Source organism: Symmachiella dynata (assembly GCF_007747995.1).
Taxonomy (GTDB): Bacteria; Planctomycetota; Planctomycetia; order Planctomycetales; family Planctomycetaceae; genus Symmachiella; species Symmachiella dynata.
Map to the genome: position 1 here is coordinate 136,951 of NZ_CP036276.1, position 25,714 is coordinate 162,664.

A 25,714-nucleotide genomic window follows, 5' to 3' on the forward strand; every position below is an offset into this window, starting at 1 on the left:
TCGTCACGGACGATAGAGCGGGTGCACCGAATGCGTCGTTCGAAATCGTTGATCGGAAACCGACCCGCTGACAGGAACAAGAGTTATGTCCTCGGATAATTTTAACTTTTCGATCGATGCACTTCCGGTTTCGGCACCGGCAAAACCTTCGTCGCTGGACACGTCGGCAAACCGCAGCGATTCCACGCAGAGTGGGTTTCGCGATGTGCTGTCTGGTTCGATGGACGAGACCCGTCAATCCCGGCGGAACGAACCTCGCGATGACGCGCCATCGTCGACGCGCGAAGCCGCGGCACAGAAGCCGTCGGCAGAAGACCGTTCTTCTGATTCAGCGCGGCAGCGCCCAGAGATCCCCGCGGACTCAAAACGCGCCGAGGCGCAAAACACCAGCGCCGATGAACAGGTTTCAACCGAACCGACTGAACCGACCGAAGCGGCGACGGATGCCGGTCAGCAGCCTGCCGACCCGCCAAAAGCGGCTGAAGGTGCGCCGCCGGCAGAATTCGTGGCAACGCTAATGGCGACGCAAACCACAACCGCGAATGTGGATTCCGAAACGACCGCTTCCTCTTTTGAAACAACCACGATTACCGTACAACCGCCTCCACAAGGTCTGGTGACCGCTTTAGCTGCCACAGGCAATGGATCCGCCAACTCGCCGTTGACCAATGATCAACAAGCGGATGAGGGGACCGGGCTGGAATCTGCAGCGGAGGAAACAATAACGGTCAATCAGCCGGCAAATGCGACCGGGGCGGGCGGGCAACCGGTTGAGGCGGCTCAACCGGCGATCGAGAATCCAGCAGCCTCCCAAGTGGCTACGACAACACCCGCCAGCGAAACGGCTTCCTCGTCGCCGACAGAGAGTCGTCCAGCGCCCGTTTCACCGCCAACGACGGAGCCTCAAGTCTCGGCTGGTCAGAATGCAGCAAACAATGTGTCGGAGACCAATGAACCGCCAGTCGCGCAGAAAAATTCTCCACAACAGCCAACCGAAACATCTCAAACCGCGCAGCAACAATCCGTCGTTGAAAATACAAATGGATTGGCAACTGCGGACGAGGGGACCGATCCACAGCCTGCCTCACCGCCGACAACAACGGCAGGCAGTTCCGCAAAAAACTCTGAGACCTCCGAGACAGTCTCTTCCGACAAAGCCGGGCCGCAACAACCGCTGGATACTTCAATGGACGGTCAGCAATCGCAGAGCGGTTTGTCCGACGATCAATCACAGCAGCAATCGAGCAACACAGCGTCGTCTACCGATTCGTTGACGAAGACGGGAGAATCAGCGGGCGTACAAAGTCCACTTGTCGCAGTTGATGATTCGGCGACCGGGCAGGAATCGACGGAATCGGTCCTGGGCGGACCCGCACCCAGTTCGCAGCAGTCGGATGTCTCACGAACTGTCGGGACATCTACGACCACCACAGTGGAGACGGCTGTGGATGTTCAGCGACCTGATTTCGCCATGCGCATCGCCAACGCAGTCCGTACCTCTGCCGAAAACCGCCAAGAGGTCACCATGCGCCTGACGCCGCCGGAACTGGGGGCGTTGCGTATTGAGGTCGCCGTGGAACATGGAAAAGTCTCAGCCCGGATTGATGCACAATCGTCGGCGGCCCAGAAAATCCTCTTAGACAGCTTACCGCAATTGAAGGAAGCCTTGGTCCAAAACGGGGCGAGTGTGGAACGCATTGAGGTGATGCTGGCCGACAACTCGCCCAATGACCAAGGGGGCGCTCTGGGACAGGGATTCACAGAACAAGGCGAACGAGGCCAAGGGCCACAGGACCAAACGACTTACGGTGAAGACGATCGCAGTGCGGCTGAAGGCGAAGAGATAGCGGAAACCGCAGCGCCGACGGCTCAAGGAATCACACGAAATCGCGGCATACTTGAACTGGATATCACCATCTAAAGACCGGGCGGAATCCGGGACTTCGACTCGCAAGATCGTCAACCGAAGACACAACGTTTTACATTGGCTGTTCCACAAATGGTTGATCCATTTGTTTATTGAATGTCAGCCGGCGACATAGAAGGCCGGCTCTCGGAAGGAACCGATCATGGATGTCAATACAACCACAAGTACCAGTGCTGCGTCGACGGCCACGACTGTCGAATCCGAGAAAACGGGTTTTGCAGCACTGAATGCCGACGATTTCATGAAGTTGTTATTAACGCAACTTCAGAATCAAGATCCCTCGGAGCCTACGAGCAACGAAGAGTTGCTCAACCAGCTCTCCTCCATGCAGAGTTTGGCCTCGAGTATCGAACTAGGCGACACGCTCAAGGATATCGTCTCCAACCAGCAATTGACTGACGGTGCCGCGTTTTTGGGATCGTACGTCACAGGCGACAACGACCAAAATGTCGCCGTGGATGGGGTTGTGGACCGCGTCGTTATGCGAGAGGGATCTGCCTATCTCGGAATCGGCGAGCAAGAAATCCCAGTGCGGAACGTCACACAGGTGAACGCGCTGTTCGCCCAATAACGATTCCTGACTGAATTGAATCGAACTCCACCGTCGGCTGAACTTTCCTTCGGCACGCGGTGGTTTTTGCTGCGCGCTAGTCTTTGAAGCGCGGTAGTCCTTGATGCGCTGTGACGAAGTGGAGCTAGCGGACTTCCTAGATTACCAGGTTCCCCGGACCGTCATTGCCCAGACAATTGTACCGGCTGCAAAATATCCGGTCGATAAAACGACTGTGCGAAATTGTTCCGCCCTGCGGAGTCACATTTCGCGCTGAAAACAATTGTCACCTGTCTCGACCGAATGATTGGATTGGTCGAGCCGAATTGTCATGCTAGACCGTGGGGGGTCATTATGGGTCTTACGTCCGCGTTGAATACGTCTTTGAACGGCTTGTCTTTGAACGAAACCGCGATTGATGTTTTAAGTAACAATATCGCCAACGCGGGGACCAACGCGTTTAAGTCGTCTCAGGTTCAGTTTTCGACGCAGTTGGCCCGTACGCTCAGTTTCGGTTCGCGTCCCACTGCGACCAACGGCGGTACCAACGCCAAGCAAATTGGTTTGGGAGCCACGGTCGCGGCGATTATTCCCGACTTCAGCCAAGGGAGTATCACGAATACAACGACACCGTCGGACTTGGCGATTCAAGGCGATGGTTTTTTCATCGTCGAAAGCCAGGAAGGCAATGTCTATACGCGGAATGGGACGTTTCGTCTCAATAGCGAGAACGTGCTGACCAATAGCCAAGGACTGCGGGTGCAAGCTTATGGTGTGGATGACGATTTCAACATCATCAATACGGAATTGAAGGGCGTGCAAATTCCGCTCGGTGAACTGAGTATCGCTGAAGCCACCGAAAACGTGGTGATGAGTGGAGCGCTTTCTCCGCAAGGTGAAATTGGTACGCATGGGACATTATTGGAAACGGCCCCGTTGGTCATCGATGGCGCCGGAACGGCGCTCACGTCCACGGCGACGTTGCTTTCAGACGTCCGCTTAGCGTCCGATCCAGCGACGCAATTGTTCACGGGCATCCCCGCCGATTTGGAGCTGACCGCAGTCAAAGGGGGGCGAACCCTCGATACGAAGACATTAGCGGTCACAGCGACGACGACCGTCCAGGACTACATGGACTTTCTCGATCAAACCCTGGGACTGCAGTCGAACGGAGTGCCCACCGATGCCGATGGCATTGCCGTGGGCGTCGACCTCAGCGGCGGCATGATTCGTGCTAAAGGCAACCGCGGCTCCGTCAACGACATTTCTGTTCCCGTGGGTTCGATGGTCATGAACGGCGGTGTTGTTGGATTAGATGTTCCTCGGAATGGCGAAGCCGCCGATGGAGAAAGCACGTTCACCACGTTCGTTGTCTTCGACTCATTAGGCGAAGCGCTGACCGTGCGGATGAGTGCCTACAAAGAAGCTGAAACGACCAGTAGCACGACGTTCCGCTATATTTTAGAAAGCGATAACAACAGTTCGGGGATCCCCGGCGATGTTGATATTGCTTTGGGAAGTAGTACGGTGGTCTTCGATAGTGTGGGGAACGTCGCCGACCAACCCAACAACTCATTCTCAATCGATCGGAACGGGAGTGCCGCCGTCAGTCCGATGGTGTTTGAGGTCGACATGTCGGCGATCTCAGGGATTTCGTCCTCGGGAAGTAACCTCAACCTGAAATCACAAGATGGTTCCAGCCCCGGTGTATTAACGAGCTTCGTGATCGACGAACAAGGGGTGATCAACGGTGTGTTCGACAACGGTGTCATCCGGACGTTGGGGCAGGTCGTTCTGGCTCGTTTCACCAATCCAGGCGGCCTGTTACAAGACGGTGGCGATACATTTCGGGAAGGGGTCAGTTCCGGGGAACCGCTGGTGAGCACCCCGGGAACGTTCGGTGCCGGTACGATTCGCGCCGGTGCGATCGAGTTGTCCAATACCGACATCGGACGAAGTCTCGTTGATTTGATCGTAGCCTCGACCAACTATCGCGGTAACGCCCGTGTTATCGATTCCACGAATCGGCTCGTGGATGAGCTGTTACTGTTGGGCCGCTAATCAACGACTTGATCGCTGAGAACGGCATAACTCTCTCTTAGGGTAGGCAGCCATGATTCAACTGACGCGACTCAACGGCGACCAATTCGTACTCAATGCCGAATTGATTCGTTTTGTGGAAAGTCGCCCTGATACGTACATCACGCTCACCACAGATGATCGCTTTGTGGTGCGTGAAAGCATGGATGAGGTTGTGCAGCGCTCGATCCAGTATTCGCGTCAGATTCGCGGCGGCATCGTCTAACACGGTAATTGATCGAATTGGTTTTGAGGCCCGGGTCTCTGTTCGGGATGGCATTTTTGGGGCCGTCGGACAACCCGGTCGCGGTGCCGTGAAACCGGAAGTATCGACTCGGCGTTCAGGGATGAAAACAGGCTCATGGACAAAGCAACAATTGGTGGATTGGCGAGCGGAGTCGCATTGTTGGTCATCGCGGTGTTCGTTGCGCCTGGATCGAAGTTCTCAGCGTTTTGGGATACCGCCTCGGCCGCCGTCGTTGTGGGGGGCGCGATCGCTGCGACAGCAATCGCCTTTCCCGTGGTGGCGCTGCTCAAGTTTCCGCGGGTCATCAAAAAGACCCTGCAGCCCAATGCCTTAGAAGCCGGTCCGGTCATTGCAGAACTGGTCGGGCTGGCTGAGGTCGCCCGTAAAGACGGCATCCTGGCTTTGGAGCAAAAAACGGAGGAGATTGAAGACCCGTTCATTTTGCTGGGCATCCAGATGGCGGTCGACGGCATCGACTCGGAATTGATGGAGGAATTACTCCGCACCGAGGTCGATTCAGTCGCCGAACGTCACAAAACCGGCAAGATGCTGTTGGACACGTTGGGCCGTTACGCACCGGCATTCGGTATGATCGGGACGTTGATGGGTTTGATCATCATGTTGGGAAACATGGATGACCCCGATGCGATCGGTCCCGGTATGGCGGTCGCCTTGATCACCACGCTCTATGGAGCCATCGTCTCCAACTTAGTTTGCCTGCCCTTGGCCGACAAGTTGGCCTATTACAGTAAACGCGAAGTCGAAATCCGAGAAATCATCGTGCGTGGAATTCTCTCCATCCAACAAGGAGACAACCCGCGCGTGGTGGAACAAAAACTGAAGACCTGTCTGCCGGCCGACCAACGCGGCTCGGATGAAATGGCAGATGCCGCATAAGCGAGCAAATGGGGGCCGATGGAGCGGGTTCCTAGATCCAAGATTTGCTCTCCACAGCGGGCAACAAATTGTTGGCCCCGCCATTTCTTTTACCGGAAATCATCTCGGCCGAGGCGCGACCCATGCCTGTTCAAGACGATCCCGCTCCCGGCGTTCCCGAATGGGTTGTGACCTACGGTGACATGATGTCGCTGTTGCTGACGTTCTTCATCATGCTTGTCTCGATGAGCGAGATGAAAGAAGAAGGGAAGATGCGGGCTGCTCTGGACGCCATCAGCGAAGCGTTCGGTAATGAACAAGCGATGATGGGATCACCCGGCGATTCGTTCCAAACGACCAGTGTGCTCAGCAAGCTGAGTTCGATGGGGAATCTTTCGTTAGGGGGCACGCGCGAATCCGCTCTTAAAAATCGAGGTCCTGCGGGCAAATACGACCCGGTGCAACGAATTCGCGAAGGGACCGTCGTCACATTGGGCGGCGCAGCTATGTTTAAGCCTTTTGAGGCAGAGCTGTCCGACGAGCTGAAACGAAGTCTGGATTCGATTGCCAACGTTTTGCGAAAGCGTTCGCGGCGGATTGAAGTACGGGGACATGCTGCGCCGACGGCATTGCCCAAGAACAGCAAGTTTCGAGATGCCTTCGACTTGTCATTCGCCCGCGCCGATGCCGTTGCCAAATATCTTATCTCAAAAGAGATTCGGCCCGCGCGGATCCTGGTCAGTGCTGCCGGAGACAACGAACCGCGCTCTTTACGTCGCGGTTCTGAGCACCAAGCGCTCAATCGTCGGGTTGACGTGTATTTGATAGATTCCTATATAGAGCGGTCTTCAAAACACCGTTAGCAGTAGGATTTCTCAAAAACGACCGACGGATACATCGACGGCAGCTGCGCGCGACGTGATCAATACCAGTCATAGCAGCGCGGATGGGATTGTCGATGGTTCGCGAATCGTGGCGCGGCGGGTTTCGATGTTTGTCTGTTGTCGGCCTGTTGTCGATAGCGACAATTCGCGATTTCAGCGTACATTCCGCACGAATTAGCCAATACCGTCATGGAGGATGGTTCAATGGCGACGGCCACCACCGACGACCCCGGCAATGACACAGCGGAGGAACTTCCCGATGATCTGGAAGTCGCTCACGCCGCAGTCGCCGCACGCAAAAAAAAGATCAAGGCCGCCGGTTTAGTCGTCGGGCTCACGGTCGTCATGATGGGCGTCGGCTATATGTTTATGCCCGAAAGCAGTGCGGAAAATCTTGCTGAGGAGGATGAGTCCGCCATTGCCGCATCCGAAATCGAGGACGATACCGCCGAAGTCGAGATTGGCCAATTCAATTGCACCAACTCCCGCGCAGGGATCGACATCAGCGTCCACGTGAATTTTTCGTTGGTTGCCGAAGTCCAAAAAAGCAACGAACAAAATTTTCTGGATGCCAAAGATTTGTACGAGGCGCGCATCCGTGACATCGTCAATCGCGTGGCCCGCAGCGCCAGTCGCGACGACCTCAATGACCCGGCTTTAGACACACTCAAACGTGAATTTCGCGAAGGTATCAATCGCATCGTTCGCAAACATTATATCGTGAAGATCCATATTCCCGACTGGCAAACGATGGAACGTTAATGCCATTGTTGTGACGAAACCACGACAGGCGTTAAAGCGTCTCTACAAGCGAGAGCAACCGTGTCCGACGAAAACGATGATCTCCTCGATCCGGCAGAAATCGAAGCACTGCTCAATGAAGCAGGCGCAGGTGACGCACCGACTCCGCCGCCGCCACAAGCAACTGCGCCAGGCGCAGAAGCTTCTGCAAACGCTCCGGATACACCCGAGGCGGAGAGTGACCAATTGTCGCAGGACGATTTGGATCGTCTCATGGCCGAAGCGACAAGCGGTACCGCGCCACTGGAATCCAAGCCAAAACCGCCGGCAGAAGCCGCGCCGCCGCAGGACAACGACGGCGATTTGCTTGACCCCAGTGAAATCGAACAACTACTCAAAGCGCAAGAACCAGGTGCTGCTGCCAGTCCCACAGCCGCTGCGACCTCTGCGCCGGCGTCGAACCTTTCCGCCGAAACCGACGAATTGCTGCGACAAGCCGAAGCAGGATTGGCGGCCGCCATTTCCACCGATGGCGGGGCACAAGGCAATCCGGGACCCTTTGGAAATCCGGAGCCTTACACCTTTCAAGAATTTGGGAAATCCACGTCTAGTGCGGACAATGTCGCGCTGAATACTTTGCACGACGTGGAATTGGACATTCGCATCGAACTGGGCCGCACGGAATTGTTGATCGAAGAAGTCCTGCAACTCCGCGATGGGTCGGTGGTCCCGCTCGACAAACTGGCCGGCGATCCCGTCGACGTGATCGTCAACGAACGCCTGATTGCCCGTGGCGAGGTTTTGGTTCTCAACGACAATTTCTGCGTACGAATCACGGAAATCCTACCACCGCATCTCTAGCCGCACGTCATTGCGTCACATCAACATTTTTTAGCACGCAGCAACGCGACTCATTTGTTCTCGAGACTATGACACGAAACCTATTATTTGCATTCGTCGGACTATGTGTTTGGGCAGGGTGCGCGCTGCCCGCTGTCTGTCTCGCCGCTCCTCCGAAAACCGCATCCGGAAATTCAAATCCTCCTGCAGTCATCGGTGAAGCGCAAAAACAGGGCTTTCAAAATCCGCTTGACAAAAAGTTTCCGCAGGCGAGTACTGCTAAGAAATCATCGGCATCCTCAACTGAGACACAGCGCAAGAAAAAAGGGGGATCGTTGGTGCAATCGGCCTTGGGCTTAGCATTCGTGCTCTGCCTGATTCTCATCGTCGCTGCTTGGGCCAAACGACATTTGCCGCAAGCCAACAGCGCACTTCCCTCTGAAGCGGTGCAAATTCTCGGACAGCGGGCCGTCGGACAACGGCAGATGATTCAATTGATTCGATGTGGCTCACGGATATTAGTCCTCGGCGCGACTCCCAATGGGCTGACCACGTTGAGCGAGATCACCGATCCGGTCGAGGTGGATTATCTCGCCGGGTTATGCCGCCAGGACCACCCCCATTCGGTCACATCCGCTTTTTCGCGTCTCTTTCAAAATTATCGCGACATGAGCGACGATTCTACTCCGCCCGCCAACCCAATGGGGGCGCTGTCGTCGAAGCTGCGACGGACTGATCCGGCGACGGATGTACCTCAAAATCCGCCGCATCAATCCATGACCGAAACATCAGCTGAAACGCCTGAGCGTTCACTGAAGGAGCGATTGGGCCGCCTCGGTCCGTCTGGCGATTCCTCGCGGTTCTCGCCGCCCGGCGCGGAGGGTTCTTATGAGTAAATCTCCCGCAGCCACGAAGGATTATCTCAAATCAGCAATCCGCCGCGCGCGGCGTTTGGCGCTCTTATTTTCTGCATTGGTATTGGTCAGCGTACTCGTTGCTCCGGCTGATTCTTGGGCGCAAAACGGCAAGCAAAGCGGACGGCCACGCGCGCGTGCCAACCAAGGAGCCGTTCGCGCTCCCGGTGCACCACTGCCGGTTGATCCCGGAGCAAACCTTCCAGCTGCTAAGCAAAACGGCCTGCCGATCGTCGGTGATTTTAATCCCGAATCGCTCGTCTCGCCCGATGGCATGACCTCGACAATGAACCTGATGCTCACGCTGACGGTGATGACGTTGGCCCCGTCGATCTTCATCATGACCACCTGCTTTATCCGCTTCATCGTGGTGTTAGGGCTGTTGCGGCAGGCACTGGGCACGCAGCAACTCCCCCCCAATCAAGTCATCGTTTCCTTGGCCCTGTTTCTCACCTTTGCCGTGATGGGGCCGATCTGGCAGCAGAGTTACGAATCGGGCATCCGGCCTTATACAAACAACGAAGAGATCGTTATTGAGGACGGTAACGATCGGCTGACGCAAACATTCATCAACACCACGCGTCCGCTGCGCAGTTTCATGATCTGGCAAATCGACATTGGCAACAACGAGAACTCATTGATGTTGTTTGTCGACTATCAACGGGGACGGCCTGGATTTGTTGAGCCGAAGACCTACGACGATGTCTCCATCTGGGCACTGTTACCGGCCTTCATGCTCAGCGAACTGAAGACGGCGTTTATCATTGGTTTTGTGATCTATTTGCCATTCGTGATCATCGACATGGTCATCGCCTCGGTATTGATCAGCATGGGCATGATGATGTTACCACCGGTGCTGATTTCGCTGCCGTTCAAATTGTTGCTATTCGTGTTGATCGACGGCTGGACACTAACTGTCGGCATGCTGTTGGAGAGCGTCACCGTCTCCGAGTCATTATCAGCACTGGCCCACTTACCCCCCCCATTCGTATGACGTCGCCAGAGAGGCCACCGAGAAAATTTGGAATGTGCGGTCATCGCGGATTAAAGAATTTCTCTGTGTCCTCTGTGCTCTCTGAGGCTAAAAAAACCTTCCCATTTTTAGTGGCGTTTCACCAAAGACTGTGCCATGAGTCCTGACCAAGCTGTTGAACTGGCCCGTAGCGCCGTCGTGCTGACGCTGTTGCTCAGCGTGCCGATCATGGGCGTGGCCACGTTGGTCGGTTTGTTGATTAGTATTGCCCAAGCCGTGACGCAAATCCAAGATCAGACTTTGAGTTTCGTCCCTAAGATCATTCTGATGCTCGTTACGACATTGTTGTTACTTCCCTGGTCGATCACCCTCATTGTCGAATATTCGGAAGATTTATTTCACAGCATTCCTGGCATGTTTTAACGCACGTGCCGCTATGGTTCCCGATTCCAGACAGGCAAGGATGCCCGTTATGAATAACTTTTTCACCATGGTCTTCTCGGTGATCGCCTTGGCGGCTGCCGTCCTGTTCTTTGCTCAGTCCATGCCGACCGAATTGGCTCGCAGAATCCTTTCCTAAGCTCTTTGGATCCTCCCCCGGATTGACCAAGAGCTCTCCCGCGAGGCGCACAGTCGCCCTCTTCGCACGTGACCGAACTTCTCTCCAATTTGCTCCACGAGACCGCCGGGGCCAATGCACTCAATGCACTGACCGGTACGGCGATTGGATATTTCTACGCCTTCACATTCGTCATGTTGCGGATGGCTGGGCTGATGACCATTGGGCCGGTCTTCGGACATCCCGGCTTACCGGTGAATGTCCGCGTGCTGCTGGTCGTTGCACTGTCGATGCTGGTCACGCCGGCGATCTTCGCTGAGGCTCCGTGGCAGACAATCGCCAAATATGACGTCAACGGCGATGGCCGACTTTCCATTGACGAGGCGCCGGTTAAGATGCAACCCCGCATCGCTCGGCTGTTGGAATCCGCTCCCCCGGGTCGGCAAGACGCCGTCTCGCCGCAACAGCTCGTCACATCGATTGAACCGCCGAAGTCGTTGGTCGATTATCTCTGGTCGGGAGTGGGCGAATTCTCGCTCGGTCTGGTCTTAGGCATCGGCGTCACGATTATTCTTTCGGGACTGCAACTTGCCGGGCACATGATTGATCAGCAAAGCGGGACGGCGGTGGGAGAAATCTTCAACCCGGCGTTCAACACCTCAGAAACTGTGACTGCGCGCCTGCTATCCTGGTTGGGACTGGCGATCTTCCTGGCTGTCGACGGCCAACTCAGCATGGTCTCCGCACTGCTCGAAACCTATCAGGCGTTTCCGATTGGGGAAGGTTTCGTCGATAGCGGCGCCATCGATCTGCTGCACAACCTCTTCATACGTTCGTTGGCCTTGGCCCTGCAAGTCGCCGCTCCGGTGTTAGCTGTGATGTCACTGATCGCCGTGACGATGGGATTTTTAGGGCTGTCGGTCCCGCAAGTCAACGTGCTCGTCGTCGGCTTTCCTATTCGCGCGACCATTAGCTTGGTCGTGGTGAGTTTGACGCTTGTCGGCGCTGGCGGCGTGATTGTCGAGGCGGTCGAAATGTGCATTGAACAGTTGGAATATGCCATCGTCGGTGTCCCTCCGCTGTAGAAAACCATGTCAGGCGGTTGCCTGTCTCACTCAATCCTCTTCACCTTGTTGCGCTGCGGCGGAATTTGATTCATGGCGGACGATCTTGGTGACAAGACAGAAGAACCGACAGATCGCAAGCGGAGTCAAACCCGCGAAAAGGGAAACGTTGCGCGCAGTCAGGATCTGAATACCGCCGGGTTGTTGTTGGCGGCGTCCGCGAGTTTGAAGTTCCTAGGGCCGGGACTCGTCGAAGCCCTTGTTAAAGTGCTGAGGATGTTTCTCGCTCCCCGCGATTGGGAAACCGTCGATGCTCCGTTGATCTCCAAACTGTTGTGGGAAGTCTTTTCGCTGTTGGCGACGGGGATCCTGCCGTTCATGATTGCCATGGCAGCTGCCGCGCTCGTCTTAAACCTGGTGCAAGTTGGCTTCTTCGCAACAACCGAGCCGCTGATTCCCAAGTTCTCCAGGTTGAATCCACTGGAGGGAGCCAAACGGATTTTGTCGATCACCGGTTTGGTGAAGTTGGCAGTCAGCATCGGCAAAATCGCCATCGTCGCCACCATTGCCGGCTGGTTCGTCACCGAGCAGATGGGACATTTTCTGGAGACCATCAATTTTGAAACCGGTGTTTTCTTCTCCGACATCGGCGCGTCGATGGTGACGTTGGCATTTCAACTCGCCGCTGCGCTGGTGATTTTGGCGATGCTCGACTATGGATTCCAACTGTGGAAATTCAATAAAGATCTCATGATGACCAAACAAGAGGTCCGTGAGGAAATGAAAAACATGGATGGCGATCCGCACATACGGCAACGGCGCAAGGAAGCCCATCGCAAATTGGCGACCTCTCAGGAACTACGCCAAGTCCAGGAAGCGGACGTGGTCGTGACCAATCCCACCGAATTGGCCGTGGCCATCAAATACGATGCCAATAATATGGACGCGCCAATTGTCGTCGCCAAAGGAGCCGGAGAACTCGCCGCCCGCATCCGGCAACTCGCCGCCCAACATGGTGTGCCGATTGTTGAGAAAAAGCCGCTCGCGCAAGCGCTCTACAAAAACATCAAACCGGGCCAAGCCGTTCCGGTGGATCTCTACGAAGCGGTCGCCGAAATCCTGGCCTACGTCTACCGCCTGAACAACAAAGCCGCCTCCGCAGCCTGAACGGGCACCCAATCGATGAGCGTGCCTTTGGAACCGGGAGGGGCGAGGCACCTGCCGGTGACGCCCAGCGATGTGGTCGCGACTCTTTCGCGGGCAACCACACCCTATTCAGCCTTGCGTGCGATAACCGAGTTCCGTCAATACTTCGCGGACGCGATCTAATTGACGGCCTTGGATTTCAATGGCCCCCTCTTTGAGCGTCCCGCCGGCGCCGCAGGCGGATTTGACTTTCTTCAGCAATTGCGGCAAATGGTCAGCTTCATCTTTGAGGTTGCGGATCACGGTCACGACTTTGCCTTTGCGCCGCTTTTCGACTGCTAGTTTGGCGGTCTGTTTTCCCGGCGGCACAATTTCTACTTCGGGTGGCGGACAGGTGCAGTCCGCTTCGAGTTGTTCACACTGTGGGCAATGCGGCGGGCGATCCCACTGGGTTCCTTCAAATAAGTGCATGTGCAACTCCAAGGGGGGGATGGGCGGGGGGATTTCCTGCGCCGTCCATCACTCCGACAAGACTCCAACGACAAGTATGGCTCACCCAAATCGATAAGGGATCTACTTAAGTAGGTATTTCTACCGGGGGGTTAGTGTAGTTGCAACCGTCATATTCCGTACGGTTTACGGCATGATGCCATTTCTCAACACATTCCCCTGTCCTAAACGTCAGCGCTTTGAAACATATCCTAAGTTGTCATTGACGAAACATCATGGAAAAGCGCCAAACGTTAGCCTGTGTAGAATGAGCGCCAAATTCTAGCCAGTAACTTGAATGGGGTCGGAAAGGATCCAATCCACGAAAATGAAGTGATTATTTAGGTGCGAGGGAAAACCATGGTCGGTAGTACGATGACGCTCAGCGAGCAAATGGCGGCGCTGGATCGACTCGTAAAGCGAATCGACGAGATTTCAAGTCTTCCCGATATCGCGATGCGCGTGATTGAAGTTGTCAGTTCCCCAGATTCGGCTGTCGCTGACTTGCGGTTGATTGTTGAAAGCGATCCCGCTTTGGTCGCACGGATTTTGCGGACCGCCAATTCATCTGCTTATGGTTTGAGCACGCGCGTCGATAGCATCCATCGCGCCATCGCACTATTGGGATTCAATGCTGTCAAGGATTTGGCGATCACGGCTTCGATTGCACAAATCTTTAAAGACAAAACCAACATCGGCACCTACAACCGCGCCTCACTGTGGAAACACCTTGTCTGTGTCGCGGTGGCATCACGAATGATCGCCTCGCGGAGTGGAATTCAAGAATTCGACGAAGCATACATGTGTGGGCTTTTGCATGACATCGGAATTGTATTGATGGATCAGCACAATCACAAAGGGTTCCTTGAAGTGGTTGCAGCCCTCTCCGTCGATGAACCCACCTTGGTCACTGAACGCCGCATCTTGGGTTTTGACCACACACAACTGGGTTCCGAAGTCTCCCAGAGATGGGGTTTTCCCACCAGTGTGCTGCAAACGATCAAATACCACCACGACACGTCGCGTTGCGATGCGGAGGTGCGTCCCATCGCCCAAGCTGTCGAAGTCGCGAATTTCTTTTGTACGAAAAAGAACATCACCGCCATGGGGTTGATGAACGTCCCCGCCCCTGCGGGGGAGACATTCGCCGCACTCTCGATTGGGCGAAATGAATTGAAGGTCTTGTTTCAAGATCTTGACGCAGAGCTTGAAAAATCACGAGACCTCTACGAAATCTAAACGGGGCTGACGATGTCGAACGTGGATTTACTATCCGATGAGATCTTTGGATGTGACACAGCGAAAAGCGAGTCGCAATCCTGTTTGGAGTTGATCCAGACGGCGCTGGAACCGTTCGATATCCGGCGACTCTCCGTGTGGGATACCGAGGGACGCTGCCGGGCGAGTTGGCCGTCCATGGATTTGGAGTCCGCAGAAGATAGCACTGCCGGTTTGGGGACCATGGATTTGTCCTGTGATGGGCACCAGTGGTCGACTAGTCTTGATGGTCGCACCCAATTGGCCGTGCAGTTGGGGAATCACGGCTTGGCCACCGGCTTGCTGATTGCCGAATTCGGCCAAACGTCCGCTGGCGAATTCGAAGCCGAACAATTACAGCAGCAGTTGCCGTGGCTTCGCGCCGCGGGGACTGCCGTCATGACCGTCAGCGAACAAACCGAAGCCGCGGTGGAATCCGACGCGCGGACCAAGCAGATGCAACAGCAGCATCGCGCGTTTCAAGAAGAACACCTCCGCATCGTTGAAATGAATCTCAACGAAAGCGACGCGCGTGTGCGCGAGCATCAACGGTATGCCACGCAGTTGAAAATGGAGGTCGATGCGCGGACGCGTGATTTGATGGTCAGTGAAGCGGAAACACGTTCGATTTTGGATACAGCTCCTGACGGCATTGTTACGTTTGATCGCGATGGCGTGATTCAATCCTGCAACCGCGTCGCCGACTCCATGTTCGGATATTCCCAAGATCAAGTCGTCGGCATGCACGTGTCGGTGTTGCTGGGCGAATCGGTGCAATGGATCTTAGCCGAGGGCGGGTTTGGTTCTACGGAATCGAGTCATGTCAAATGTGTGGATCATGAATTCACCGCCAAGCGTCTGAACGGCGCTGAGTTTCCCATGCACTTTGCAGTCAGTTCGGTCAAGATCGAAAGCGGTCGCCTGTTCACCGTGATCATGCGTGACGTGACCCAACAAAAGGAAACCGAACAACTCATCCGCTCGCAAACCGAACGGTTGGAGGCAATCAACCAGGCGAAAAGCGAGTTTCTGGCAAATATGAGCCACGAAATTCGCACCCCGATGACCGCAATTTTGGGGTTTGCCGAAGTCCTGCGAGAAAGCAACGCGCACCCGGACCAAATTGAAGCCATCAATACCATCTTACGTAACGGGACCTATCTACTCGAAATCATCAATGACATCCTGGATTTGTCAAAAATTGAATCGGGTAAAATTGAAGTCGAGCTCATGTCGGTCGACCCCATTCAGATTGTCCGAGACGTCACCTCGCTGATGAGTGTCCGCGCTGTTCCCAAACGATTGGCGCTTGATATCGAATGCCGTGGACCGATTCCCGAAACCATCAACACCGATCCCACGCGGTTGCGGCAAATATTGGTGAACCTCGTCGGCAACGCAATCAAATTTACTGAGACGGGTGGCGTCAAAATCGCCATGGAACTGGCTGGTCAAGATACGCCTTCGCCGAAGTTGATGTTTGAAGTCATCGACACTGGTATTGGCATCACGCCGGATCAGATGGATCGGCTGTTCAAACCATTTGCTCAAGCGGATTCGTCTGTTACTCGTCGTTTCGGCGGAACGGGACTTGGCTTGGCCATCTCGCATCGGCTTTCGGAGATGCTGGGAGGCCAAATCATGGTCGAGAGCGAACCGGGGCAGGGGAGTACATTTCGAGTTTCCGTCGCTACTGGTGACTTGAACAATGTGCGACTCCTCGCCGATGCCACCACAGCAAACGTTGATGCGGAAAAACGGCCCGCTACGTATTGCTCATTAACTCAACAGGGGCTGGGATGCCGCGTCTTGTTGGCCGAAGATGGTCCGGACAATCAACGGTTGATCAGTTTTCTACTCAAAAAAGCGGGCATGGAAGTGACTGTCGTCGACAACGGAGAGTTGGCACTCACCGCCGCTTTAGAAGCGGTCGCAGCCAGTGAGCCGTTCGATGTCATCTTGATGGATATGCAAATGCCAGTCATGGATGGCTATACGGCTGCAACCAAACTGCGTGAAGCCGATTACCGGCGACCGATCATTGCTTTGACCGCCCATGCGATGAAAACCGACCGGCAAAAATGCCTCGACGCCGGCTGCGATGAATACACGACAAAGCCGATCAAACGCGAAGAGCTATTCGGCCTCATTCGGGAGTTGGCCGGAAGCACGTCCGCCGAATGAACTGTCGGATCCAGCTTTGCCGGTCTGATGGCAGCGGCAACAACAGTCCGGCACGAGTGTTAAAAATTTGCCGTTACGGTCCAGGTAATGTGGGCGTGCCGAGTGCCGCTCTCAGTATTCGCGACTGTTTGAAGCGCGACTGAAATGATCGCTCGACGGTTCCCCATTCGTCGCCGTGAGAGTCGGCTGACTCCGCTACCGAGTCGGCGTTGTCTTCCAGTTGCTTCTGCTGCCGGTCGACAAAAGCGCGTGCCGGTTGGGCCAAGAGTCGTTGCGCGGATCCGGCTGTCCAAATCACGCCAAACAACAAGGCTGCTGCGACCCAAACGCGTCGACGCTGTGCGCGCTCATGATAGGCGCGGACCGATTTGGCAAGTGCTTGACGACGCAATGCCGCCGAAGGCTCGGGATAATCACGGGCCGCGAAAATCATCTGCTCGATATTGCTGAATTGCTTGTCACGCATAGGTGACCTCATTTGCCATGGGCTGCAAAATATGAGTAAGTTTTTCAAGCGCATAGCGATATCGGCTGGCGGCGGTGTTGGGAGATTCGCCGAGCACTTCGGCAATTTCCAAAAACGTCATCCCTTCCCAGATTTTTAGTACGACGACCTCGCCTTGAGCGGGAGGCAATTCGCGAATCGCAGCTCGGATTTGTGCATTGGCCTCTTGCTGGTCGAGTTGGCAACTCTCGGTCACACCAATCGGGGCCACCGTTGCCAAGGAACAAGCTGCGCGTTTCTTCCGTAGAATTTTCAACGCTTCGTTGCGGACAACCTTCAAAAAGTACGGCCAAGGATGATCGGCTCCGGCCAAAGCTTTGGGCCGCAACGTCATTCGCACCATGGCCGCCTGCAGCGCGTCTTCGGCATCTTCTCTGTTCCGCGTCAACGTTTCCGCGTAGCGCAACAGTCGTGACGCCGTAAAATCGTAGAGCTTAGCCAGCGCGCACATTTCTCCCTGGCCGAGCTGCCGTGCAAACTCAGCGACGCAAACCGAGAAATGTGAGGTAGATGCGTCCATCATGTTCTACTTCCATAGATGCCGTTGCCGGGCCGGTTTGTCTACAAAAAAGTGAGGATTTCGACAATTTCTGGAAATTCCTCCTCATTCGCACCGACGCGCCCTCGCTCGCGAAAACTTTGCCACCCCGGTCAAATCATCTCGCCGCGATCAGCCACGTGCAGGGCAGCGACCCCTAAACTCTCCACTGCTCGATTCAAGCCGGCGAATCGAGGATCGCGCGTGTGCCCTTCGGCGTACCGGAAATAAATTTGCTGCACGATCACTGCCAGCTTAAACAGCCCGAAGCAATAATGAAACAAAATTCCTGAAGTATCGCGCCCGGTGACCTCTTCGTAACGACGCACAATCTCCCGCCGCGTTAAATTGCCCGGCAAATTGGTCGGCCCAGCGATGAACGCTTTCAGCGCCGGCTCGTCGTCTTCTTGAACCCAGTATGAGAGCGAGACCCCCAAGTCCAACAACGGGTCTCCCAAGGTACACATCTCCCAGTCGAGCACCGCAATGATTTTCGTCAGGTCCTGCGGATCCAACACCAAGTTGTCGAATTTAAAGTCATTGTGAATCAATGACACGCCGCTCGAGGGCGGAAGATGCTCGGCCAACCAGCCGGCGATGTTTTCCATCTCGGGAAAATCATCGGTGCGAGCCTGTTGGTACCGCTTGGTCCAGCCTGCGACTTGCCGTTCAATGAATCCTTCCGGTTTGCCAAGGTCGCCCAGTCCAGCCGCTGCAAAATCAATGGCATGCAGCGCCGCTAAATTATCGACAAACGACTCACCCAGCCCGCGCAGCGTCGCCGCATCCAAGTCGTATTTCTGCTGCTTCGGCGACCGCAAGATCACTCCTTGGCAGCGCTGCATCACATAGAACGGAGCACCAAGGACCGCTTCGTCTTCACAATAGACCAACGGTTGCGGTACCAAGTCATAGACGCCGGACAATTGCGAAAGGACGCGAAACTCACGCCCCATATCGTGCGCCGATTTGACACGATTCCCAAACGGCGGCCGCCGCAGCACCAGTTCCTGATCGCCCAATTTCAAGAGATACGTCAGATTCGAAAACCCTGACGGAAACTGTTCCACGACCAACGGACCCGACGCATCGGGTAGATGAGTGCGCAGATAACCACCAAGTTTGTCAGTATCCAATTGTTCGCCCTCGCGAACATCCGCCGGTTGATCGAGGTGAATGGACATAGGGGTTTAGACTGTAGGTTTTAGGCTGTAGGCTTGAGGGGAATGTTTGATGCTGGGTGAGATTATTTTTTCATGCCGAAACTCCGCAGCGCGCGTTTGGCGAGGACGGTTTTGTGGACTTCGTCTGGCCCATCATAGATGCGGGCGCCCCGTTCTTGGCGATAGAAGTATTGCAGGATCGTATCGTCGCTCACGCCCAGTGCTCCGTGGACTTGGATGGCGCGGTCGACAACCGCCATCAAGACGCCAGCGACGTAAAACTTGATCGCCGAGATTTCCTCACGCGCCGCTTTGGTCCCCTCGTTGTCGATCTTCCAGGCAGCATGCAGCACCATCAGCCGGGCGGCGTTGATTTCCGCGCGGCTTTCGGCGATCCAATTTTGAACCGTCTGCCGGTTGCCCAGCGGATCTCCCGGTGCCAACTCGCGCGTGGCGGCCCGCTCGCACATCAAGTCAAAGCTCCGCTCGCAGATACCAATCCAGCGCATGCAATGATGAATACGGCCCGGTCCCAGTCGCGCTTGAGCGATAGCAAAACCGGCTCCTTCTTCTCCCAACAGATTGGACACCGGCACGCGGACGTTTTCGAAACGCAATTCACTGTGGCTGGGCCAACCATCACCCGCATGTCCCATCACCGGAATGTTGCGAATCCAGCGATAACCGGGAACATCGGTGGGGACGATGATTTGACTGGCCCGTTGATGCGGCTCAGCATCGGGATTGGTTACGACCATGGCAACGGCAAAGGCGGCGCCGTCGGCTGCAGAGGAAAACCATTTGTGGCCGTTGATGACATATTCGTCGCCGTCGCGGACAGCTGTGGTTTTCATCCAGACCGGATTCGAGCCGGCGCATTCCGGTTCGGTCATCGCGAAGCAACTGCGGCTCTTTCCGGCGGCCAACGGCAACAGGAATTGTTCCTTTTGCGCTTGGGTGCCAAACTCAGCGAGGATTTCCATGTTGCCGGCATCCGGTGCTTGGCAGTTGAAGACATAATGCCCCATCGGAGTGCGGCCCAACTCTTCGCTCAGCATCGCATGTTGCATAAACCCCAAGCCGACACCGCCATATTCGGCCGGCACTTGTGGCGCCCAGAGTTTCATCTCTTTGACGCGTGCCCGTTTCTCTTCGAGCGTGGGGACCAAATCGGCAAACGCGCCGCTGACGAAGCGTTCTTCCAAGGGATACACTTCCTCGCGGAGGAATTGTCCCACATTGGCAAGCATGTCTTGTATATCTGACGGGATCGAAAAATCCATCGGTCGGATTCCTATAGCTTCGAGAGATTAGCGGTAAGTGACGATGTCGTCTTCGAGATGGGCGACGGAATTGAATGAATCAAGCGTCAGCCGGTTGTCGCTGAACAGAAATTGATTCACTGTACAATTTCGCAGCCGCCAACCGAGTTGTAAAGCGGCCTCGTGTTCCAGCCCGAGCGATTGTTGCAAAATCACCGTCATCGGCCCGACCGAACTGAATGCCAAAACATGACTGCCGCGAGGTTGGTTGCCCGTCGTTTTTTTCAATCCACAGCAAACCCGCGCATGAAACTGTGCATAAGGTTCGACACCGGCGACCACAATTTTGTCAGCCACCCACAGTTTGGTGACCGCTTCAAACAGCCGTTGAAAATGTTTTTGGATCGCATTGCGATCGTGGTTGTCGCCCTCACGGCTGCGGCGATAATTTTCAGCCAGTGCTTGCAAATGGGGGTGCTCGCCGATGATCGCATCCAGGGACTGCCGCAAAATGACATCGGCGGCATGTTCGTCGAGTTCATCAACAACAATCGGGTCCGGAAAAGGCAAACCAGCAGTTTGATACGCTTGGGCGGTCCAAGCAGCCGTGTCACGGTGACGTTTTGCCGGTCCGGTGATCACAGAATCAAATTGCACGCGGCGGGCCGCTAGCGCTTTTCCCAATTGCCGCGCCTGTTCACAACCCCGCTCCGAGAGCTGATCATAATCGTCTTCAAAAAACGACGCTTGGGCGTGTCGAACCAGATAGAGCGTACTCATAAAATTTCAATGCACAATTCGCGGTAGTCATTATGGTGGTCTCTGACCGGTCGTCCAGCCCTGCTATTTCTTAGCCGCCCGTTCGATGCAATAGATCCCGCTGTCCGTGCGGATCAACAATTTGCCTTGGGCCATCGCTGGGGTGGCCATACACATCGTGTCGTCGGTCAGCGAATTTGTTCGCAGCAATTCGTACTCGCGTCCCGCGCGGAACACGAAAGTGACGCCGTCTTCGTTGAGGCAAAAAATCTTGCCCTCGTAGGCCCAGGGCGAAGCGGTGAAGTTTTTGCCGTTGGGAATCCGCTGTTTGCCATAAACCTGTTTGCCGGTTTTTGCGTCATAGCAAGCCAGAAAACCGCGATCCAATAAAACGTATAGCAGGTCGCCGTAAACAATCGTCGAGGGATTGTACGGACCGGCTTGTTTTTGGCACCAGGCGATATAGTCGTTGCTGGTTTCTTCTTTACCGAGGCTGATGTCACCTGTGGCACCCGGGCGAATCGCGAACAACGGCTTCTTTTTGTCGAGCACGTACCCCGAACTGACGTACAACAAACCGGAGTCCGCATACGGCGTGGCGATAGTGATGCTCGACATCCCGCCAAATTCATAAAGCGGTTTGCCGTCGAGATCATACGCACGAACTTTCCCCGTGCCGGGCGTGATGATTTCGGTGCGGAGTTCGTTTTCCCAGATGTAGGGCGTCGCCCAGTTGCTTTTCTCGTCCCGTTTGATGTTCCAGATTTCGTCACCAGTCCGTTTGTCGAGTGCGACGAGCCGCGAGTCCTCTTCGTTGTCGTTGACGAAATACAACCGGTCGCCGTGGAGCACTGGCGAGGCGGCGCTGCCCCAATCGTAGCGGGTCTTCGTGACCGGCAGTGGTTGCGACCAGACTTCGTTTCCCTGCATGTCGTAACAAAAAATGCCGAGGTTGCCGAAGTAGGCATACACCCGCTGACCATCAGTGACGGGCGTTTCGGAGGCGTAACTGTTCTTCAAATGCAGCGGGCCTTTCGGGAGTCCTTGATAAGCGACGGACTCCCACATTGGCTTGCCGGTGTTGAGGTTCAGACAAATCACCTTCCAGCTATGCACGGTCGTCGGCACGGTCGGGCGATTGCCGCCGAAATAGAGCCCTTTTTTGGGCTTCTCGGTTTCTCCTTCGTTGACCACCGTGGTCAGAAAAACCCGATCGCCCCAAATGATCGGGGAGGACCATCCCCGTCCGGCCAATTCTTGTTTCCAGGCGACGTTCTCTGTGGCGCTCCAGAGGGTGGGCAGGTCGGTTTCCTCCGAAACACCTCGCGCGCCGGGGCCGCGGAATTGGGGCCAATTTTCCCCGCCATGTGTGGGTGTCGACCCCAAACCGGTCAGCACCGCTACAGCAAGGATGTGACTCGTTTTGCCAAGTATCCGCATGTGCCCATTCTCCGTTGAGTTCCGCATGATTTCGGTGAAGCGCACCGGTTTGTTGTACTCTTCGACGAGGGGAATAACAACTCGTCGCCAGGAATGACAATCAGGTTGGGGCAATGCATCGCTGCCGCAACATCGCGTTACACGTGTTCACTGGACCCGCTTCAAACACACTCAACTTGCCCCGATTGGGGGGTTCGCACTAGAATGCGGGCTGTGATGGGAAGACTTCGCTGTAAGTCATTTGAGAATCATTTGTTGTGGCCTAAGCCGTTGTGTGGCCCAATGAGTGACTCTCGATTTGTGTCCCTCGGTCGAACAGACTGCGGCATTTCATTGAGGGTCATGGTTGTCGTGATCCCGTTGTCTGCGTATTGAAAGCCAACATTTCCTGTTTGGACGTATTTGATGTCCCATTCCTCATTTGAGCCGGGCCGGCATTCGTCAGCCAAATTGCCGTTGCGCTCAATCACGGAGTGGGCGATCCGGCACCCGGTCTGGGCGCTGTTGATAGCAATTGCATTCGGCGCCGCCGGTGTGGCCTACTCCGGCATGAGCCTGGGCTTCAAGACGAAGCGGGCCGATTTGATTGACCCCTCGGCCGATTACCATCGCCGCTGGCTGAACTATACCGACAGCTTCGGCGACCAATCGGACATGGTCGTCGTCGTCGAAGGCGAAAACCCCGAGGACATCAAACAGGTCATCGATGATCTGGGTTGGCATCTCGAACAAGACACAGAACACTTTTCGCAAGTGCTGTATCGCACCGATGCCAAAGCCCCCGCGCTGCGCGCCAAGGGACTGCAATTTTTGAACACCGAAGAGTTGCACCAGATCGAACGCTGGCTGGACGAATTGAGCCGTGTTCTCAAAGGGCAGTGGGGCCTGTTCAACATCTCGTCGATCTTTATGGGATTACGCCACCAGATTGAACGCGCCGATCCGGGAACGAGCGATGAACCCTCCCCTGCCATGGAGCCGCTTTTTTATCAGGCTCAACTTTTCGCAAAAAGTTTAGACAATTTTGCCGCCAAGAAAAGCGTTTTTGTTTCGCCTTGGCAGAGTATGTCGGCGATCGGTGCGGATCTCCCGGAGCCCGACCGGCAAGAACTGCATTTGATGAATGCCGCTGGGACGATGGGCTTTCTCAAAGTCCGGGCTGTGGTCGAGGAGAACGACTTCGCCGGCGCATCGGCATCGATTCAACGTTTGCGGGATGTGCTCGAAACAGTTCGCGGGAGTTATCCCGACGCGAAAATTGGGTTGACCGGTATCCCCGTCCTTGAGTTCGACGAGATGCAGCAATCACAACAGGCGATGTTGTGGGCCTCAGGAATCTCATTTGGCGGCGTCGCCATCTTTCTGATCATCGGTTTCCGCGGTGTGCGGCATCCGTTGATGGCGCTGGCTATGTTGTTGGTGGCGATGTCTTGGTCGCTGGGGGCTGCGACGGGAATTATCGGGCATTTGAATATTCTGTCAGTTTCGTTTTTTGCAATTCTGATCGGGCTGGGGATCGATTTTGCGATCCATTATTTAGCGCGGTATCTGGAATTGCGACATGCGGGCGAAGATTTACAGTCGGCTCTTGTGGATACTGCGACCAGCGTGGGGCCGGGTATCGTGACTGCGGGCATCACGACGTCGTTGGCGTTTTATTGCGCCGCGTTTACTGACTTTTTAGGCGTTGCCGAACTGGGCATCATTGCTGGCACCGGCATTTTGCTGTGTGTGGTTGCAGCATTCATCATGTTGCCTGCATTGGTCATGTTGGGGGATCAACATACCGAACCGCGTCAGTTGCCCATTCCCTTCCAAGGCCGCGCGCTCAAACGGCTCATCTCGCGGCATCCGGTGCTTGTGGTTGCCGTTACGTTAGCCATGACCGGTTATGTCGGCGTCTACGGGCTGAACGTTAAATACGACTACAACTTATTGAATCTGCAAGCGGAAAACCTAGAGTCAGTCGAAGTCCAATCACGGGTCTTCGAGCAATCGGATGGATCGTTGCTGTTCGCTGTCTCGGTCGCTGATTCGCCGGAACGGGCGCTTGAGCTCAAAGAAAAATTCTTGAAACTGGACGGCGTCAAACGGGTCGTCGAATTGGCCTCACAATTGCCAAAGACCCCCTCCGAAGATACGTCGTTGCTGGTGCAAGCGATCAACGTCCGCTTGGCGAATTTGCCGCCTCGCAATTCATCGATCGCGCAGCTTGCTGGAAAAACATATGAAGTCGAGCCCGATAAGGTGGGGATCCGCGTGGAGGAATTGTGGGAACAATTACAGAAGTTCCCCTCCCCGCTCGCTCAGGCCGCTACGAAATCTTTGGATACGTTTCTCAACCGCTTCGACGAACTGACGGCCGAAGAACAGGTCAAACTGGTCGCCGCCTATGAAGACCGCATGACGGCCGATTTGCTCAGCCAACTCTACGAAATCCGTGATGCTTCCGCCGTCGAACCGGTGACCATCGAAGATTTCCCCGAAACCGTCCGCTCGCGGATGGTCAGTGACAAAGGGAAATGGTTGTTGCAAGTTTATCCCGCTTATGAAATCTGGGATCACGAACCGCTGGAACGATTTGTGCAAGAGGTGCGTAAAGTCGATCCCAATGTCACCGGGACTCCACTTCAAAATTATGAAGCAGCACAGCAAATTGCGACCAGTTACGAACGAGTCGCGATTTATGCTTTGATCACGGTCTTTATTGTCCTGTTGATTGATTTCCATAGCATCAAGGATGGGTTGTTGGCGCTGTTACCTCCCTTGGCCGGCGGCGCGCTCATGATGGGGGTCCTGGGACTGTTGGGAGTGGATCTCAATCCAGCGAATCTGATCGTCTTACCGTTGGTGATCGGCATCGGGGTCGACGATGGCGTGCACGTCGTACACGACTTCCGCCAGCAAACGGCCAATTACCGCATGTCGGCCAGCACGACCAATGCCATCGTGTTGACGTCGCTGACCTCAATGATCGGTTTCGGCAGTATGATGGTCGCCTCGCATCGCGGGTTGTATAGCTTGGGGCTCGTGCTTGTGGTCGGCGTGGGGGCTTGCCTGTTCGTTTCGTTGGTGATGCTGCCGGCGTTATTGACGTTGTTTTCGCGAGAGGCTCCCAAATCACATCCCTGGCGGTTCACCGATGAGGGCCGCGCCATGCCCCGCGAGCGTGGAGCCCGGTTCCAGGAGCAGGAAGAGGCACTGCCTCAACCCGATTCAACCGTTGATTTTACGACGATGGATAACCCCAATCCGTTATCTTAAAACGCCGGAAAATTCAAGCGGTTGCCTTGCCAAGCAGCGTGAATAAAACCCGC

Annotated in this window: 23 protein-coding genes; 16 read left to right on the forward strand and 7 right to left on the reverse strand. The window is 55.2% G+C overall.

Translation table 11 applies throughout. From position 1 onward, the window contains the following. Positions 1-85: 85 nt before the first annotated feature. The 13 genes from Mal52_RS00470 to flhB all read left to right on the forward strand — a co-directional run bounded on the left by Mal52_RS00470 (position 86) and on the right by flhB (position 12,821). Positions 86-1,921 (forward strand): flagellar hook-length control protein FliK, encoded by a 1,836-nt coding sequence (locus tag Mal52_RS00470; RefSeq protein WP_145373661.1) that lies wholly within the window; start codon positions 86-88, stop codon positions 1,919-1,921. A 148-nt stretch (positions 1,922-2,069) separates the two neighbouring features. After that, positions 2,070-2,498, forward strand: a complete 429-nt coding sequence (locus Mal52_RS00475) for a flagellar hook assembly protein FlgD (protein ID WP_145373662.1) — start codon at positions 2,070-2,072, stop codon at positions 2,496-2,498. A 333-nt stretch (positions 2,499-2,831) separates the two neighbouring features. After that, entirely contained in the window at positions 2,832-4,538 is a 1,707-nt protein-coding gene (locus Mal52_RS00480) for a flagellar hook-basal body complex protein (RefSeq protein WP_145373663.1), read from the forward strand. Positions 4,539-4,590: 52 nt separating this feature from the next. Next, positions 4,591-4,782 (forward strand): flagellar FlbD family protein, encoded by a 192-nt coding sequence (locus tag Mal52_RS00485; RefSeq protein ID WP_145373664.1) that lies wholly within the window; start codon positions 4,591-4,593, stop codon positions 4,780-4,782. 135 nt (positions 4,783-4,917) lie between these two features. Continuing rightward, a complete protein-coding gene (locus Mal52_RS00490; protein WP_145373665.1) occupies positions 4,918-5,700 on the forward strand; it encodes a motility protein A in 783 nt (260 codons plus the stop codon). Between the two features lie 122 nt (positions 5,701-5,822). Further along, positions 5,823-6,542, forward strand: a complete 720-nt coding sequence (locus Mal52_RS00495; RefSeq protein WP_145373666.1) for an OmpA/MotB family protein — start codon at positions 5,823-5,825, stop codon at positions 6,540-6,542. Positions 6,543-6,767: 225 nt separating this feature from the next. Then, positions 6,768-7,325 carry a flagellar basal body-associated FliL family protein gene (locus Mal52_RS00500; RefSeq protein WP_197534574.1) on the forward strand — a complete coding sequence of 186 codons (558 nt, stop codon included), beginning with the start codon at positions 6,768-6,770 and terminating at the stop codon, positions 7,323-7,325. Between the two features lie 60 nt (positions 7,326-7,385). After that, entirely contained in the window at positions 7,386-8,165 is a 780-nt protein-coding gene (gene fliN, locus Mal52_RS00505) for a flagellar motor switch protein FliN (RefSeq protein ID WP_197533606.1), read from the forward strand. A gap of 68 nt (positions 8,166-8,233) precedes the next feature. Next, complete coding sequence (locus Mal52_RS00510) at positions 8,234-9,040, forward strand: FliO/MopB family protein (RefSeq protein ID WP_145373668.1); 807 nt, start codon at positions 8,234-8,236, stop codon at positions 9,038-9,040. Continuing rightward, on the forward strand, positions 9,033-10,052 hold the full coding sequence (fliP, locus tag Mal52_RS00515; protein WP_145373669.1) for a flagellar type III secretion system pore protein FliP: 1,020 nt from the start codon (positions 9,033-9,035) through the stop codon (positions 10,050-10,052). Before Mal52_RS00510 ends, fliP begins: the two co-directional genes overlap by 8 nt. 135 nt (positions 10,053-10,187) lie before the next feature. Next, the gene (gene fliQ / locus Mal52_RS00520; RefSeq protein WP_145373670.1) at positions 10,188-10,454 is read left to right on the forward strand and encodes a flagellar biosynthesis protein FliQ; all 267 of its coding nucleotides are present in this window, start codon (positions 10,188-10,190) and stop codon (positions 10,452-10,454) included. A 225-nt stretch (positions 10,455-10,679) separates the two neighbouring features. Beyond that, positions 10,680-11,675 carry a flagellar biosynthetic protein FliR gene (locus Mal52_RS00525; RefSeq protein WP_145373671.1) on the forward strand — a complete coding sequence of 332 codons (996 nt, stop codon included), beginning with the start codon at positions 10,680-10,682 and terminating at the stop codon, positions 11,673-11,675. 72 nt (positions 11,676-11,747) lie between these two features. Next, positions 11,748-12,821 carry a flagellar biosynthesis protein FlhB gene (gene flhB, locus Mal52_RS00530; protein ID WP_145373672.1) on the forward strand — a complete coding sequence of 358 codons (1,074 nt, stop codon included), beginning with the start codon at positions 11,748-11,750 and terminating at the stop codon, positions 12,819-12,821. Positions 12,822-12,929: 108 nt separating this feature from the next. Here flhB and Mal52_RS00535 read toward each other — a convergent pair whose 3' ends face one another. Further along, positions 12,930-13,271, reverse strand: coding sequence for a translation initiation factor (locus Mal52_RS00535; RefSeq protein WP_145373673.1), 342 nt, complete (start codon positions 13,269-13,271; stop codon positions 12,930-12,932). A 378-nt stretch (positions 13,272-13,649) separates the two neighbouring features. Here Mal52_RS00535 and Mal52_RS00540 point away from each other — a divergent pair, with 378 nt between their 5' ends. Both Mal52_RS00540 and Mal52_RS00545 read left to right on the forward strand, forming a co-directional pair. Then, complete coding sequence (locus Mal52_RS00540) at positions 13,650-14,528, forward strand: HDOD domain-containing protein (protein ID WP_145373674.1); 879 nt, start codon at positions 13,650-13,652, stop codon at positions 14,526-14,528. A 12-nt stretch (positions 14,529-14,540) separates the two neighbouring features. Continuing rightward, complete coding sequence (locus tag Mal52_RS00545) at positions 14,541-16,730, forward strand: hybrid sensor histidine kinase/response regulator (protein WP_145373675.1); 2,190 nt, start codon at positions 14,541-14,543, stop codon at positions 16,728-16,730. A 73-nt stretch (positions 16,731-16,803) separates the two neighbouring features. On the opposite strand, the gene Mal52_RS00550 is transcribed toward Mal52_RS00545, so the two are convergent. From Mal52_RS00550 to Mal52_RS00575, 6 genes are all read right to left on the reverse strand, one after another. Then, positions 16,804-17,196: a hypothetical protein gene (locus Mal52_RS00550; protein WP_145373676.1), complete on the reverse strand. Its 393-nt coding sequence runs from the start codon at positions 17,194-17,196 to the stop codon at positions 16,804-16,806. Beyond that, the gene (locus Mal52_RS00555; RefSeq protein ID WP_197533608.1) at positions 17,189-17,758 is read right to left on the reverse strand and encodes an RNA polymerase sigma factor; all 570 of its coding nucleotides are present in this window, start codon (positions 17,756-17,758) and stop codon (positions 17,189-17,191) included. The genes Mal52_RS00550 and Mal52_RS00555 overlap by 8 nt, the downstream gene beginning before the upstream one ends. A gap of 128 nt (positions 17,759-17,886) precedes the next feature. Then, complete coding sequence (locus Mal52_RS00560; RefSeq protein ID WP_145373677.1) at positions 17,887-18,957, reverse strand: phosphotransferase family protein; 1,071 nt, start codon at positions 18,955-18,957, stop codon at positions 17,887-17,889. Positions 18,958-19,019: 62 nt separating this feature from the next. Next, positions 19,020-20,219 (reverse strand): acyl-CoA dehydrogenase family protein, encoded by a 1,200-nt coding sequence (locus Mal52_RS00565; protein WP_145373678.1) that lies wholly within the window; start codon positions 20,217-20,219, stop codon positions 19,020-19,022. Between the two features lie 27 nt (positions 20,220-20,246). Then, positions 20,247-20,978, reverse strand: coding sequence for a histidine phosphatase family protein (locus Mal52_RS00570; protein WP_145373679.1), 732 nt, complete (start codon positions 20,976-20,978; stop codon positions 20,247-20,249). 63 nt (positions 20,979-21,041) lie between these two features. Next, on the reverse strand, positions 21,042-22,397 hold the full coding sequence (locus tag Mal52_RS00575; RefSeq protein WP_145373680.1) for an outer membrane protein assembly factor BamB family protein: 1,356 nt from the start codon (positions 22,395-22,397) through the stop codon (positions 21,042-21,044). Positions 22,398-22,802: 405 nt separating this feature from the next. Between Mal52_RS00575 and Mal52_RS00580 the strand changes: the two genes are divergently transcribed. Further along, a complete protein-coding gene (locus tag Mal52_RS00580) occupies positions 22,803-25,661 on the forward strand; it encodes an MMPL family transporter (protein ID WP_145373681.1) in 2,859 nt (952 codons plus the stop codon). The last annotated feature ends 53 nt before the right edge of the window (positions 25,662-25,714 follow it).

Bases quoted from the DNA above. Each gene is read 5' to 3' on its own strand.
- Mal52_RS00470 (WP_145373661.1), top strand. From the start codon at position 86: ATGTCCTCGGATAATTTTAACTTTTCGATCGATGCACTTCCGGTTTCG.
- Mal52_RS00475 (WP_145373662.1), top strand. From the start codon at position 2,070: ATGGATGTCAATACAACCACAAGTACCAGTGCTGCGTCGACGGCCACG.
- Mal52_RS00480 (WP_145373663.1), top strand. From the start codon at position 2,832: ATGGGTCTTACGTCCGCGTTGAATACGTCTTTGAACGGCTTGTCTTTG.
- Mal52_RS00485 (WP_145373664.1), top strand. From the start codon at position 4,591: ATGATTCAACTGACGCGACTCAACGGCGACCAATTCGTACTCAATGCC.
- Mal52_RS00490 (WP_145373665.1), top strand. From the start codon at position 4,918: ATGGACAAAGCAACAATTGGTGGATTGGCGAGCGGAGTCGCATTGTTG.
- Mal52_RS00495 (WP_145373666.1), top strand. From the start codon at position 5,823: ATGCCTGTTCAAGACGATCCCGCTCCCGGCGTTCCCGAATGGGTTGTG.
- Mal52_RS00500 (WP_197534574.1), top strand. From the start codon at position 6,768: ATGGCGACGGCCACCACCGACGACCCCGGCAATGACACAGCGGAGGAA.
- Mal52_RS00510 (WP_145373668.1), top strand. From the start codon at position 8,234: ATGACACGAAACCTATTATTTGCATTCGTCGGACTATGTGTTTGGGCA.
- fliP (WP_145373669.1), top strand. From the start codon at position 9,033: ATGAGTAAATCTCCCGCAGCCACGAAGGATTATCTCAAATCAGCAATC.
- fliQ (WP_145373670.1), top strand. From the start codon at position 10,188: ATGAGTCCTGACCAAGCTGTTGAACTGGCCCGTAGCGCCGTCGTGCTG.
- flhB (WP_145373672.1), top strand. From the start codon at position 11,748: ATGGCGGACGATCTTGGTGACAAGACAGAAGAACCGACAGATCGCAAG.
- Mal52_RS00535 (WP_145373673.1), bottom strand. From the start codon at position 13,271: ATGCACTTATTTGAAGGAACCCAGTGGGATCGCCCGCCGCATTGCCCA.
- Mal52_RS00540 (WP_145373674.1), top strand. From the start codon at position 13,650: ATGGTCGGTAGTACGATGACGCTCAGCGAGCAAATGGCGGCGCTGGAT.
- Mal52_RS00545 (WP_145373675.1), top strand. From the start codon at position 14,541: ATGTCGAACGTGGATTTACTATCCGATGAGATCTTTGGATGTGACACA.
- Mal52_RS00550 (WP_145373676.1), bottom strand. From the start codon at position 17,196: ATGCGTGACAAGCAATTCAGCAATATCGAGCAGATGATTTTCGCGGCC.
- Mal52_RS00555 (WP_197533608.1), bottom strand. From the start codon at position 17,758: ATGATGGACGCATCTACCTCACATTTCTCGGTTTGCGTCGCTGAGTTT.
- Mal52_RS00560 (WP_145373677.1), bottom strand. From the start codon at position 18,957: ATGTCCATTCACCTCGATCAACCGGCGGATGTTCGCGAGGGCGAACAA.
- Mal52_RS00565 (WP_145373678.1), bottom strand. From the start codon at position 20,219: ATGGATTTTTCGATCCCGTCAGATATACAAGACATGCTTGCCAATGTG.
- Mal52_RS00570 (WP_145373679.1), bottom strand. From the start codon at position 20,978: ATGAGTACGCTCTATCTGGTTCGACACGCCCAAGCGTCGTTTTTTGAA.
- Mal52_RS00575 (WP_145373680.1), bottom strand. From the start codon at position 22,397: ATGCGGATACTTGGCAAAACGAGTCACATCCTTGCTGTAGCGGTGCTG.
- Mal52_RS00580 (WP_145373681.1), top strand. From the start codon at position 22,803: ATGTCCCATTCCTCATTTGAGCCGGGCCGGCATTCGTCAGCCAAATTG.